This is a genomic window from Aeromonas sp. Y293-4 (genome assembly GCF_027705905.1).
GTDB lineage: Bacteria > Pseudomonadota > Gammaproteobacteria > Enterobacterales > Aeromonadaceae > Aeromonas > Aeromonas veronii.
In genome coordinates this window covers 1-13,875 of sequence record NZ_JAPDCI010000025.1, presented here as the reverse complement: position 1 = coordinate 13,875, position 13,875 = coordinate 1, and the positions used below count along the sequence as shown (strand labels likewise).

9 protein-coding genes and 1 tRNA gene are annotated in these 13,875 nt (G+C 58.9%); 4 read left to right on the top strand and 6 right to left on the bottom strand.

Translation table 11 applies throughout. The annotated features are described in order from the left end of the window. Window positions 1–12 precede the first annotated feature (12 nt). Window positions 13–1,203, top strand: coding sequence for a MalY/PatB family protein (locus tag OKC31_RS19715; RefSeq protein ID WP_270657465.1), 1,191 nt, complete (start codon window positions 13–15; stop codon window positions 1,201–1,203). 53 nt (window positions 1,204–1,256) lie between these two features. Here OKC31_RS19715 and OKC31_RS19710 read toward each other — a convergent pair whose 3' ends face one another. The 6 genes from OKC31_RS19710 to OKC31_RS19685 form a co-directional block, all read right to left on the bottom strand. Further along, window positions 1,257–1,838, bottom strand: coding sequence for a hypothetical protein (locus OKC31_RS19710; protein WP_258721797.1), 582 nt, complete (start codon window positions 1,836–1,838; stop codon window positions 1,257–1,259). A 342-nt stretch (window positions 1,839–2,180) separates the two neighbouring features. Next, the gene (gene ruvC / locus OKC31_RS19705; protein WP_005334512.1) at window positions 2,181–2,702 is read right to left on the bottom strand and encodes a crossover junction endodeoxyribonuclease RuvC; all 522 of its coding nucleotides are present in this window, start codon (window positions 2,700–2,702) and stop codon (window positions 2,181–2,183) included. Window positions 2,703–2,817: 115 nt separating this feature from the next. Next, on the bottom strand, window positions 2,818–3,867 hold the full coding sequence (locus tag OKC31_RS19700) for an efflux RND transporter periplasmic adaptor subunit (protein ID WP_270657464.1): 1,050 nt from the start codon (window positions 3,865–3,867) through the stop codon (window positions 2,818–2,820). A gap of 15 nt (window positions 3,868–3,882) precedes the next feature. Continuing rightward, window positions 3,883–6,945 carry an efflux RND transporter permease subunit gene (locus OKC31_RS19695; protein ID WP_270657463.1) on the bottom strand — a complete coding sequence of 1,021 codons (3,063 nt, stop codon included), beginning with the start codon at window positions 6,943–6,945 and terminating at the stop codon, window positions 3,883–3,885. Between the two features lie 167 nt (window positions 6,946–7,112). After that, window positions 7,113–9,452: an acyl-CoA dehydrogenase gene (locus OKC31_RS19690; RefSeq protein WP_270657462.1), complete on the bottom strand. Its 2,340-nt coding sequence runs from the start codon at window positions 9,450–9,452 to the stop codon at window positions 7,113–7,115. A gap of 48 nt (window positions 9,453–9,500) precedes the next feature. Continuing rightward, the gene (locus tag OKC31_RS19685; RefSeq protein WP_005334507.1) at window positions 9,501–10,154 is read right to left on the bottom strand and encodes a TetR/AcrR family transcriptional regulator; all 654 of its coding nucleotides are present in this window, start codon (window positions 10,152–10,154) and stop codon (window positions 9,501–9,503) included. 468 nt (window positions 10,155–10,622) lie between these two features. Here OKC31_RS19685 and OKC31_RS19680 point away from each other — a divergent pair, with 468 nt between their 5' ends. From OKC31_RS19680 to rdrA, 3 genes are all read left to right on the top strand, one after another. Further along, window positions 10,623–11,363 carry a phosphatase gene (locus tag OKC31_RS19680; protein ID WP_247823157.1) on the top strand — a complete coding sequence of 247 codons (741 nt, stop codon included), beginning with the start codon at window positions 10,623–10,625 and terminating at the stop codon, window positions 11,361–11,363. Between the two features lie 89 nt (window positions 11,364–11,452). After that, window positions 11,453–11,528: transfer RNA gene (locus OKC31_RS19675), tRNA-Thr, on the top strand. 181 nt (window positions 11,529–11,709) lie between these two features. Then, window positions 11,710–13,815 carry an antiviral RADAR system adenosine triphosphatase RdrA gene (gene rdrA / locus OKC31_RS19670; protein ID WP_270657461.1) on the top strand — a complete coding sequence of 702 codons (2,106 nt, stop codon included), beginning with the start codon at window positions 11,710–11,712 and terminating at the stop codon, window positions 13,813–13,815. Window positions 13,816–13,875 lie beyond the last annotated feature (60 nt).

Below are 13,875 nucleotides of genomic sequence, written 5' to 3'. Positions count from 1 at the left end.
GGGAGAAACTTCATGCACGATATTTATGACTTCGACCGCGTGGTCGACCGCCACGGCACCTACTGCACCCAGTGGGACTATGTAGCCGACCGTTTTGGCCATGCCGACCTGCTCCCCTTTACCATCTCCGACATGGATTTCGAGACCGCCCCCTGCATTCGCCAGACGCTGGCAGCCCGCCTTGAGCACGGGGTATTTGGCTACAGCCGCTGGAATCACGACGACTTCAAGGGGGCGGTGAGCAACTGGTTTGCCAGCCGTTACGGGGCGAGCCTCGACCCCGAGACGCTGGTTTACGGCCCCTCGGTCATCTATGTGATTGCCCAGCTGGTGAGCCTCTGGTCGGCGCCGGGGGAAGGGGTGCTGGTGCATACCCCGGCCTACGATGCCTTCGGCAATATGCTGGCAGCCAACGACAGGGTGCTGCTGCCCTGTCCGCTCAAAAAAACAGAGGGGAGTTACCAGATCGACTGGCAATGTTTCGAGCAACAAGCGGCTCGCCCCGATTGCCGGATTTTGCTGCTCTGCAGCCCCCACAACCCCACCGGCCGGGTCTGGACGCGGGATGAACTGGGCCGGATGGCAGCTATCTGCCAGCGCCACGGGGTCAAGGTCATCTCGGACGACATCCATATGGATGTGAGCTTTGCCCGCTACTTGCCGTGGAGTGAAGTGGCACCGGACAATGGCTGGGCGCTGGTGAGCTCGGGCTCCAAATCCTTCAATATTCCCGCCCTTGGCGGCGCCTACGCCTTTATCGCCAACGCCGGGGTGCGCGCCGCCTATCTGCAGCGGCTCAAGGCGGCCCACGGCCTCTCATCGCCGCCCATTCTCGGGGTGCTGGCCCATATCAGCGCCTATCGGGATGGGGCTGCCTGGCTCGATGCCCTGAAAGCCTACCTGCACGGCAACCTCACCCATGTGGCGGCGCGGCTCAACGCCGCCTTCCCCGCCATCGACTATCGGGTGCCCGAGGGAACCTATCTCGCCTGGATTGATCTGCGCGGCCTTGGCATCGACTCCACCGAACGGATGGATGCGCTGCAAACCTTGCTGGTGGAGAAATACCGGGTCGCCATCATGCGCGGCGACACCTATGGCTCGGAAGGCACAGGCTATATCCGCCTCAATGTCGGCTGCCCGCGCTCGAAGGTTGATCAAGGACTCGACGCCCTGATCGGCGCACTGGGGGAGGTGGTTTAACACAGTGCCCCTTGCCAATGCTGGCAAGGGGCACTGAACCATAAGATACCTGTTTACATACAGCGAACGGCTTTCTGCCGTGCGATGATATAGTCTCCCAGCGAGGCGTAACCATCCACCCCCTGCGGGGCTGCGCCTGGGTTATGGCGCAGATTATCTTGGTAGGCTGTCAGCGCTTGAGCCAGGGATGAACAGGTACTTTTTTGATCCTGCAGTTCCTGATAGACAGAGGCTTTTAGTAGCTGCACATTGCTCAGCTTGTCGTAAGCGGTTGTTGTATTTAGCTGAGTGGCGGCCTGCTCCAGATATGCTGCAGCCTTGATTGTCCTGTTTTGCAGGTTGACTGTCTGATCTATAAACCCTTGTTCTTTATAGTGTTCAGCCCAAGTAGAACCAACGGAAGAAGATAGGAGTAGCAGGGCATATTCTCTATCTGCCATGGCATGGCAAACCGCGTCTTCCTTGCAAAGGTTTCTGGCTTCGACGATAAGTTTTTCTGCAGCGGTTGCCCGCCCATGTTCAATCAGCACATCTGCTTGGGCCAGATTTTGCCAAGGGTCGTTGCTTATTACGACGCCAGCAGCAGAACAACCACATAGCAGAAGGGCGATAGCGGAAAGTCCGATTTTTTCCATATCTAATTCTTCCTTGGCGTGATTCATATCAGTTTGTAACTCGAGGTTGTATTGTCTGCGGCCACGACTAATTGAAAGCAAGTATCTATTGCCAAGAGTGTGATTTATAAGCCTCTTTGGCGTTGTGTCTGATGGCAATACGGTACGGGTTTACGATGATAATCGAGTTGCTCGTCACGTTGGCGCACGTGTCGCTCGATTGCAACTTTTGATGGAGCTGGCGTGCATGACCTTGCTCTCCGGATTGCTCTCTATTCCGCGCCCAAAACAAAACCGCCCCGAAGATCCGGGGTGGTTTTTTTATTTAGCGATATCGAGATGAGTCGTGGACGACATAAGGGCTCAGCGATAGCGGCCACGTACCGAGCTGCTGGCGCGGCCGGCCATCTTGATCAGGCTCTGGCGGGTGTGCAGGTGGCAGAGCGCGACGCCGAGGGCATCTGCTGCATCCGCCTGCGGGGTGGCGGAGAGTTTCAGCAGATGGGTCACCATATGCTGCACCTGCTCCTTGGCGGCGCCACCGGTGCCGACCACCGCCTGCTTGATCTGGGTGGCGGAGTACTCGCTCACCGGCAGATAGGCGTTGACTGCGGCGACGATGGCGCTGCCACGGGCCTGCCCCAGCTTCAGGGCCGAGTCGGCGTTGCGGGCCATAAAGACCCGCTCGATGGCAAACTCGGTGGGTTTGAACTGGGTGATGATCTCGCATACCCCGTCATAGACCTGCTTGAGGCGCTCCGGCAGCTCGCCGCAATCGGTACGGATGCAGCCAGAGCCCAAGTATTCGGCCTTGCCGCCCACGACCCGGATAACCCCGTATCCGGTGATCCGCGAACCCGGATCGATGCCCAAAATAATGCTCATGGGTGTTGATTGCTCTAAACGCGAGTGATGGCCGCCAAGATAGCAAACTGTGGCCCGTTTGGCTGTATGTCCCGGGTCAAGCGGGCAAAGATTGGCCAGCCTGCGTCGGGCGTGGTTAGCCCTTGAACAGCGCTATGGTGTCGCCATCCTGCAGGCTGCCTGCGCCACGCACCACTACCCGATCCCCCTGCTTGAGGGCACCGCTCACCGCCACCTGCTGGCTGTCGCCAAACAGCACGGTGACCGGCACCCGATTCACCTTGAGCGCCTTGCCGCTTCGCGCCACCTGATAGACCACGCTGCCATCGGTGCCGAGCACCAGAGCGTCCCGGGGCAGCAGCATGCTCTGTTGCTCCCCCAGTGGCAGGGCAACCCGTACCGGCGAGCCGATGATGAAAGTGCCCGCTTCCGGTTTGAGGCGCAGCTCGATGAGGCGCGACTTGGGATCGGCGCTGGCGGCCCGCTGGTAATAGACGCCGTGACCGCTCAGCTGCTCCCCCTCCACCCGCAGCCGGGTTTGCGGCGCCAGCTGCTGGGCCCAGAGAATGGGGGCCTGCAGGCGGATATCCGGCTGATCCGGGTTGACCAGCTCCAGCGCCTGCTCGCCCGCGTCCACATGCTCGCCGGGCTGGATGAAGTGGTTGTTCACCACTCCGTCGAACGGGGCATAGATGTGGCTGCGGCGCAGCTGTTCCTCAATTTGGTTCACCTGTATGGCGGCCAGCCGCTCGGCCAGCGCGGCCTGCTCCACATCGTAACTGGCCTTGTCGTATTGGCTCTGGGAGGCGCTCTTTTGCTGGTGCAGTCGGGTGATCCGCTGGGATTCGGCGCGGGCGAAGCGCAAGTTGCTCTGCCATTTCGCCTGCTCGGCGCGAGCCTGCTCCAGCGAGAGGCGCAGCGCCGCGCTGTCGAGGCGCAGCAGCTCATCCCCTTTTTTGACCCGGCTGCCAAATTCGGCGATCCATTCCACCCGGCCGCTCACTTCGGCGCTGAGTGCCGCCTGCTGGCGACTCGCCACCGTGCCGCTGACCCAGATATTGGCGGCCGCATCCCCTTGGGTCACATCCGCCAGGGTCACCATCTTGCCCTGATCGGCCAATACCGGTAGCGCACTGCCTGCAATCAGCGCAGCGCCAGCCAACATTCGGGTAATCATATGTGTCATCGATGAGCTCCTTGCTCAGGCCCGCTGGCGCAGGGGTTGTGGGATCGCCACCTGTTCCCCGAGACGCAGGAAGGCAGGCAACAGGATCAGGGTAAACAGGGTGCTGCAGCTCATGCCGCCGACAATGACGGTGGCGAGTCCGCGGTAAATTTCACTCCCTTCGCTCGGGCTCAGCATCAGCGGCAGCATGCCGAAGATGCTGGTGAGACTGGTCATGGCGATGGGGCGCATCCGGCTTTGCAGGGCATCGGCCACCGCCAGCTGGCGGCTCATGCCGTCCCGCTCGGCGGTGCGGGTCTGATGCACCAGCAGGATGGCGTTGTTGACCACCAGTCCCAGCAGGATGACAAAGCCGATGATGGTGAGCAGATCCATCGGCAGCGGCACCAGCAGCCCGCTCAGTTGCAGTGCCAGCACGCCGCCAACTGAGGCAAGGGGCAGGGTGAGCAGCACCAGCAGGGCATCCTTGATGGAGGCAAACACTCCCCACAGCAGCACCAGCAGGATCACCACGGCAAACAGGAAGATGGTCCCCAGATTGTCGAGCGCCTGTTGCAGGCTGTCGGCATTGCCGGCAATGCGCAGCTCGCCACCGGCGGGCAGCAGGGGACGGATGGCGGCAAAACTGCGGTTTTTCAGGGTGTCGATCACCTGCTCCATGGTCATGCCCGCCGGGGGGGCTATCTGCAGGCTGATGCTGCGCCGCCCATCGGCCCGGAAGATACTGGCCGGGCCCATGTCGTGCTCTACCCGCAACAGCTCGCCAAGGGGGACGATGCGCCCGGAGGGGGTGGCCAGCGGCACTGCCTTCAGTTCGTCCGGATTGGCGGAGCTCTGCCCCATCAGCATGATGTCGAGCCGATCCTCGCCGTCGAAATACTCGCCGACCCGCAAGCCGTCGCCAAAGGTCTGGATGATGGTGGGCAGGGGCGTGCGATCCCAACCCACTTCGGCGAGGCGCCGATCTTGCGGCACCAGTTTGAGCTCGGGGGCGGTGAAGTCGAGACTCGGCTCGGGCCGGATCTGTGCTCCCGGCAGGTCCTTGCTGAGGATCCCCATGCTGGCACGGGCCGCCTGATAGAGCTCGGGCAGGTTGCCTCCCTGCAGCAGCAGGGAGACGCCGTTCTCGCTGTCAAAGCCGCCAAACAGCGACCCCTGACCGCCGAACACCCGGGTGTCGGGAATACCCACCAGCAGCTGTTTCATCAACAGGCTCTCCAGCTCCTTGATGCGGGTCTCGTCCTTGGGGCGCACGCCAATCTGGGCGCCCCCCGGGTAGCGCAAGATGTAGTAGTTCTTGAGGGCAGGCTCTTTCTCCCCCTTCATGTAGGGGGCGAGGCGGGCGATCAGGGTATCGATCACCTCTTCGCGCTGGGCCTTGAGGTTGACCCCGGGGGTGAAGTTCATCCAGACATCCACCGCGTCCCGTTTCACGTCCGGCAGATAGTCCATCTTGGGCAGCAGCGCCCAGGTGGCCAGTGCCGGCAGACTCATCATCAGGGTGATGACCGTCCAGCGCTGGCGTGAGGTCGAGGTCCAGCGGATCACATGACGGGTGGTGCGCTGCCACAGCGACTCATAGGGATCGGTCAGCGTTTCATGTCCCATCCAGCGCGCCGCCACAGCGGGCAGCACGATGACGGCGACCAGCATGGAGACAGTCACGGCGCAGGCGATGGTGAGCGCCAGATCGGCAAACAGCTGACCCTCCACATCGTTGAGCAGCAGCACCGGCAGGAAGATGGCGACCGTGGTGAGGGTGGAGGCGACCAGCGCCGTCCACACCTGACGGGTGCCTTCAAGCGCCGCCTCCGCCTTGCTCAAATCCCCCCGCTCGTGGCGCCGGTAGATACTCTCCAGCACCACGATGGCGGCGTCGAGCACCATGCCGACGGCAAAGGCGATGCCCGCCAGCGAGATGATATTGAGGGTGCGATCCATCACCTTGAGCAGGCAGAAGGTGAGCATGATGCTGATGGGGATGGCGAGGGCAATCATCAGGGTCGCCTTGAGCTGGCGCAGGAAGAGCCAGAGGATGGCGCAAGAGAGCAGCACCCCGAGCCCCAGGTTGGCGGTGACCATGCTGACGGCGCGATTGATGTAGAGGGAGGCATCGAATGACTGCTCCATGTGCAGCCCGACCGGCTCCAGCACCTCCCGGTTGAGCTCGTTCACCCGGGCCTTGATCGCCTCAAGGGAGGCCAGGGCATTGGCGCCGCTCTCCTTGAAGATCCGGGCGGCGATGGCGGTATTGCCGTTCTGGATCCGCAGCACCGGGTTCTCTTCCCTGGCCACCCTTACTTCTGCTACATCCCGCAGATAGATGGGCAGGCCATTGCGCCAGTCCACCACCTTGTCCCCCAGCGTCTCGACGTCGTAACGACCGGCGAAGCGCAGCTTGTACTCCCAGCGACCGATGTCGAGGGTACCGGCCGACACGTCCCAGCCGGTGGTGGCCCGGCTGGCCAGCACCGGGATCTCCACCCCCAGCTCGGCGGCGCGATAGGGGTCGAAACGGATCTGGATCTGGCGCTCGTTGATCCCCTCGACTGCGACCGTCGAGACCCCTTCGATGCGCTCCAGCTCGGGTTTGACCCGCGCCTCGATCAACGCCTGATGATCATCGATCACCCCCTTGGCGCCGGGCAGTTGCTGGATGAAGAAGAAGGTGAGGGTGTCGTTGCTGCTGTAGTTGTTGACGTAGGGGCCGCCAATCTTGTCCGGCAATCCCGAGACCCGGTTCAGCCGCGAAATCACATCGAGCTGGGCCCGCTGCATGTCGGTGCCGAGGGCAAACTCCATGTCGATTTCGGTAAAGCCGGGATAGCTGTTGCTGACAAGGCTCTTGAGCCCCTGCACCCCCTGCATCTCCTGCTCGATGGGGTCGGTGATCTCCGACTCCATCTCCTGGGGCGAGGCTGAACGCCAGCTCACCGAGATGTTGAGGTGTGGACGGTCGATGTCGGGGAACAGCTGGATCGGCAGTCCCCGGATGCTGAGCAGGCCCAGCAGGAAAATCAGCACGATCGAGACCGCCACCCAGATGGGGCGTTCGATCGCCGTTTTGGCGAGGTTCATTCACTCTTCCTGAGTTGTTGTTATCGGCCATTCCGCTGGCCTTGCTTCCAAAGCCCCTGCAACAGGGACTCAAGCATTTAACTGGAATTCGCCCGGCTTGTAAATGCATGGTTAACAAACAAAAAAACCGGCCACGAGGGCCGGTTTGGTACTGGTTTGCCAAGGGATCAGGCGGCGTGCTCGACCTTGTTTGGCTGCTTGTTTGCTTGCTGGGAGAAGCCTTCCAGCTCGCCCGGGGCGAAGTTGTCTACCTGAATGGCTTCGTAGCGCAGGGCATCGGCGGCCAGCAGTTTGTCCGCTTCGTCCTTGCTCAGGATGGAACCGGCCAGCGCAGCGGCAACCAGCTCCGGCAGCGCCAGTTTGCGGGGCAGTTTGCCCTCTTTTTGGGCCTGCACCAGCTTCTTCTCGTAGGGCTGCACTGCGACCATGGCCTGGAAGGCACGCTCCATCAGACCGACCGGATCTGCCTCGTCCTTGCCCACATAGCAGAGGGCGGTCAGACGGTCGCGGAACTCGCCCGGCTTCATCATGGCCAGACAGATGGCGTGGCAGCGATCGTCTGCCGGCATCTTGTAACCCACGCCGAACGGGAACACCACGCGCTTGAGTACGGCACCCACCACCTTGTTCGGGAAGTTCTGGAAGAAGCCCTCGAACGCCTTGCCAATCAGGTAGAGGTTGCGCTCCACCGCGTACTGCACGAACGGCAGATCGGAGACCATACGGCCCTGATCCTCGTAGTGCTTGAGGGTGGCGGAGGCCAGATAGAGATGGCTCAGCACGTCACCCAAGCGGGCGGAGATCATCTCCTTGCGCTTGAGATCGCCACCCAGCATCAGCATGGAGACGTCGGCGCACAGGGCCAGCCCTTTACTCATGCGGGAGAGCTGCTTGTAGTAGCGGGCGGTTTCGCCAGCCACCGGCGCGCTGTTGAACTGACCCAGGGTCAGCCCCTGGAACAGGGAGCCGAAGAAGTTGCCAGCACCGAAGGCGATGTGTTTGATCAGCAGGGCGTCAAACTTCTCGAGACCGCGCTCCACGTCGGTATCGGCTGCCGCTTCCAGCTCGGCAAAGACGTATGGGTGGCAGCGGGTGGCACCCTGCCCGAAGATCATCAGGTTGCGGGTCAGGATGTTGGCCCCTTCCACCGTGATGGCCACCGGAATACCCATGTAGGCGTAGCCGGTGTAGTTTTTCGGACCGAGCTGGATGGCGCGACCGGCGTGGATGTCCATGGAGTCATCCATGATCTGGCGCGCCATCTCGGTCATGTGGTACTTGGAAATCGCGGTGACGATGGCCGGTGCCTGACCCAAGTCCAGGGAACCTGCGGTCATGCGACGGGCCCCTTCCAGCTGATAGGTGAGGCCGCCGATACGGGCCAGCGCCTCTTGCACACCTTCAAACTTGCCGATGGACATGCCGAACTGTTTGCGCACATAGGAGTAGGCGCCCACGGTGCGGCTCGCCATGTGACCACAGGCGGTACCCAGAGCAGGCAGCGAGATGCCGCGACCGGCGGAGAGACACTCCACCAGCATGCGCCAGCCGCGACCTGCGTAATCCGGGCCACCGATGATCCAGTCGAGCGGAATGAACACATCCTTGCCGAAGGTCGGGCCGTTCAGGAACGCCAGACCCATGGGGTAGTGGCGATCGCCGACGCGCACGCCGGGGTGGCTGGTGGGGATGAGCGCGCAGGTGATGCCGAGCTCTTCCTTGTCACCCAGCAGTTTTTCCGGGTCATAGAGTTTGAATGCCAGCCCCAGCACGGTGGCGCGCGGCGCCAGGGTGATGTAGCGCTTGTTCCAGTTGAGGCGAATACCCAGCACCTCTTCACCCTTGTGCATCCCTTTGCAGACGATCCCCTTGTCAGGAATGGCACCCGCATCGGAGCCCGCTTCCGGCCCGGTCAGGGCGAAGCAGGGCACCTCTTTGCCATTGGCCAGCCCCGGCAGCCAGAAATCTTTCTGGGCCTGGGTGCCGTAGTGCATCAGCAGCTCGCCCGGGCCGAGGGAGTTCGGCACCATGACGGTAACCGCCACGCTCAGGCTCTTGGTCGCGATACGGGTGACGATGGTGGAGTTGGCAATCGCCGAGAATTCGCGGCCGCCGTAGGATTTCGGGATGATCAGGGAGAAGAAGCCTTCCTTCTTCAGATAGTCCCACACCGGCTCTGGCAGGTCTTTGGTTTCGTTGACGATCTTGAAGTCATCAACCATGGCGAGCAGGGTTTCGACCTGATTGTCGATAAAGGCCTGCTCCTCTGCGGTCAGCTCGGCCTTGCCGTAGCCGTGCAGTTTTTTCCAGTCGGGGTTGCCGCGAAACAACTCGCCATCCCACCAGACGGAGCCAGCTTCCATGGCCTCCCGCTCGGTAGCTGACAAGGGCGGCAATATCTTTTTGAAGATGCCGAACACCGGACGGGTTACCACCTTTTTACGGATGGAGGGTACGCCGAGCACAACGGCTATCGCCAGCACCAGCAGGACAAGCAATGTGATCATACCGAAGTTCCTTCTATTTCACTGTTTCCGTTGATTTATTGTTTGTTGTTACACGGCCAGGGATAGCCTGGTCGACTCCACGGGCGCCCCGACTCCGGACGCCAGATAAGGAATAACGTTGCGCACCAGCCCTTCCACATCGAGCTGCTGGCCAAAGTCGGCCAGGGCGATGTCGCGCAGGGCATCGGCAGAGGCCATGGTGAATACGACGGTGCCCAGAGTGAAGTGCAGGCGCCAGAAGAGATCCGCCGGCGACAGGGCCGGATTGGCCTTGGAGATGGCCTGGGTGATCCGCTGCAAAATGGGGCCATAGTGGGCGGTGATAAAGCGGCGCAGGTGGCCCTGGCTGTCGATATAGCCGCGCCCCAGCAGCTGCATGAAGATGGCCGGGCCGTTGGCCCGCACCGCCGATAGCTTCATCAGCGGCTCGACAAAACTTTCAAACAGTTGCAGCAGGGTCAGCTGCTCCTGCTCCATCAGTACCCGCAGGCGGGCATCGAGATCGGGCATAAACAGGCTCAGGTAACGGTCGAGTACTGCCTGGATCAGCTCCTTCTTGGAGCCGAAGTGATAGTTCACCGACGCCAGATTGACGTCGGCTTCACTGGTGATCAGACGCAAAGAGGTATCGGCGAATCCCCGCTCGGCAAACAGCACTTCAGCGGCGTCGAGAATACGGTTTTTGGTATCGATTTTACTCACTGGACACCTCACTTAAACGAATGTTTAAAAAGTACGTTTCATAACGTGAAGTGTCAAGAGAATGTGAATGAGTGTTAGCGGAATGTTTTTCGATGAAAAAAGCAAAGTGGGCGGAACTTAGTCAAAAAGCAGGACTCTATATCTATGCCACTGCAATTAAACATTAAGTCTCGCCCAACCTGCACCATGCTAGTTGGGCCTTTTTTTGCGCGTTTGTTACCAGTTTGCGGCTTGCAGGCAAAAAAAACCGCCGCAGGGCGCGACGGTGGGGAAAGTGAGTTCGCGTCATCCTGACAGCAAACTGTCGATGCGAGTTCAGGCATGTATCGACGGGGGCAGTATGCCAGCCAGAGCCCCTCAGACTATGTCAGCTTCGCGGCATTTTGTGACAAAGTGTGGCAAGCACTGGCGTGGCCCAAGCTGCCGCTCTTTGCTATGCTGCCCTTTCAAAATATGAGGGGAGAGAAGATGAAGTACCCGGTCGATACCCACACTCACACCATTGCCAGCACCCATGCCTACAGCACTATCCACGACTATCTGCCGATAGCCAGGGCCAAGGGGATCAAGCTGTTCGCCACCACGGATCATGGCCCCGAGATGGCCGATGCCCCTCATGTCTGGCATTTTGCCAACTTGCCGATATTGCCAAGAGTGGTGGATGGGGTAGGGATCCTGCGGGGTATCGAGGCCAACATCAAAAACCTGGAGGGGGAGATCGATTTTCCCGAGCGTTACGAGTCGCGCCTCGACATGATCATGGCGGGTTTTCATGAGCAGGTATTCCCTCCCTGCGATCAGGCTACCCACACCCAGGCGATGATCAACGCCATCAAGAGCGGCCGGGTCGACATGATCAGCCACCCGGGCAACCCCTCATTTCCCATCGATATTCAGACTGTGGTCAAGGCGGCAGCTGACTATCGGGTGGCGCTGGAGATCAACAACTCCTCCTTCATTCACTCGCGCCCGGGTAGCGAAGGCAACTGTCGCGCAATCGTTGAAGCCGCGCGAGATCTGGGGGCCTACCTCACCTTCGGCTCCGATTCCCACGTCGCTTTCAGCCTCGGCGATTTTGACCATTGCCACCGGCTGGTGACCGAAGCGGGCTTCCCGCTGGAGCGGATCCTGGTGCGCTCCCCCCGTGCCCTGCTCGATTTCCTCGAGAGTCGCGGCCGCGCCCATATCCCCGAGTTTACGGATCTGTAGAATGGGCGCTAACACCATGAGCCAACTCATAAAATCGAGCTGGCTCGATTGACACGCCAGCCATTTTTCATGAATCTGACTGGCAACAAGCCGGTATAGCTCAGTTGGTAGAGCAGCGCATTCGTAATGCGAAGGTCAGGAGTTCGATTCCCCTTATCGGCACCAGATATAGCAAGGCTCACAGCGATGTGGGCCTTGTTCATTTAAAGGGTGGGCTAACACTGGGCTAACATCAGCCCCTGCAAACAAGTAGCTTGTACTTGGCATGGTAAATGTCTTTTGTATTTGTCGTGATAGAATCAGACCCAATTTTGCCCTATATAAACCCGCTAGCTAGGTGCCGCTCATGAGCCACAACAAGCGATACATCCCCCTAAATGCCGGCGAATCAGCCGTCTTGCCCGAAGCCAACACCCTGCTGCCACGCAATGAAGTGTACGAACCACTGGCGCAGATGATTATTGATGCCGTGAACAAGGCAGAAGCCGCCGAAAGCAGATCGCTCAATGAGCTGCGAGAACACAACGCCATCTCGATAGACGGTGAGCGCGGCACCGGCAAGACAGCCGTACTGGTCAACCTGAAAAGCTATCTGAATCAAGATGAGCACAAATCTATCCTAAGCAAAGTGCACATCCTCGACCCGGTAGACCCAACCCTGCTGGAAAATGGAGAGTCGCTATTCCTGCACATCATTGTCGCGGCGGTACTACACGACAAAGATGTCAAAGAACAACAGCGCAACAAACCGGATAAAGCCCGTAGCCTGAACCAGACGCTGGAAAAACTCGCTCAGTCATTGGAGTCGGTCGAGACACAACAAGACCGTTACGGCATGGACAAGGTTCGCGCCATGTTCAGCAATAAGCAGTTGGCTGACTGCGTGCAGGATTTCTTCCGTGAAGTACTGGGCTTGCTCGGCAAACAGCTGCTGATCCTGCCGATTGATGACGTCGATACCTCGCTTAATCGTGCCTTTGAAAACCTTGAAATCGTGCGCCGCTATCTGGCCACGCCTTATGTTTTGCCCATCGTCTGCGGCGACCGCAAGCTTTACAACGATGTGACCTGGCGTGATTTTCATGGTCGCCTGACCAAGGATTCCAGCTACCGTCGCAAGGAGGCCTATGACACAGCTGTACTGTTGGCCGCAGAGTATCAGCGCAAGACCCTGCCATTCCCGCGCCGTTTGACCATGCCGGAAGTCAGCCGCTATTGGCAGCAGAGCAATATCTACTTGCGTGATGATAAACCAGCCGACGTAATGCCGCTGCGCAACTTTATTGCGTGGCTGGAGATTTTTCTGGCAGGGCCGGTAAATGGTCTGGGCGATAGTCAATTGTCGTTGCCAATTCCTTCTATGCGCGCGCTGACTCAATTATTGAATCGGTGTCACCAACTGATACCCGCTTTACCTAAAGCCGTCAAAGAAGCTGATTCTACCTTACAGGTCAAGCGAGCGTGGCAAATGCCGGACGTGCCTGTCAAAGCGATTGAAGAGTTTGAAAAGGAATATCAGCAACGACATAAAGACCAGAAGCGAGAATACGGCTCTGCTTATACCACGTTTGCAAAATTTTCCAAGCCATCATCTGCCGTCGATGCAAGTACTGGTGAGGATAATGTCGATCGCAAGAAATGGTTATTAAGCTTGGAAAAGCACTTCAAGTTCGAACCAGCAGGTGGTGCTGCGTATCTGGTTTTACTAGCAAGTAAACATTGGCAGCAATGGCAAGATGCAGCAGCCGGTCAACACAGTGGCAGCGTATTTGACACACCACTATTCCAGCCGCGTATGCACGGCAATGTGAACTATCAGCATTTTGAACGAAAGCATGATCTATCTGATTGGGAAGGAACGCTGAAAGACAAGCTACCCAAAGTATGGTTCCGTGATTTGTCAGGATTGAAAACGATCTTGCCATATCCGCTGGCAGAGGTCGGCAGCAACATCAATAAAGATTTGCAAAAGCAGCTTTCCTACAGTCGTAATGCAAATAATCAAAACTGGTTGGCTGCACTTGGCAAGGTCTCAGCGGATTTTACTTCAAATGAGCTACTTTCGCGAAAGGCCGGGTTGTTGCTTAACTTGCTGGCAGAGCATTACTTCTACACGACGGCAAGGCGTACAGTTTTGCTAAATATCGGGCGTATCTTTGAGCTGATTATTACCAGCCTGCTTGGTGATGTAGAGTTAATCGATTTGCAGCGGATTCTTCACTCGGCACCATTCTTCTCTGCCAAGTCACAAGTGCAGGATATTGCGGTTTCAGAGCAGCAAGATGTTAATGATGGAGACCAGATAACTGACGATAGCAATGACGAAGAAGTGGAAGACCCGCTCGACTTGGCTTTGAGTGATCTACAGCAGGAAATTGCGCAATGGCGCAAAGACTATTCCATTGCGGAACTAGATGTCTCGCCTTGGCTTATCTACAGGGTGAGAGCGTGAACAAATTGTTAAATTGAGGTCAATTTAGCCAACCCAGCATCCAGTACCTTTTCCAGATAG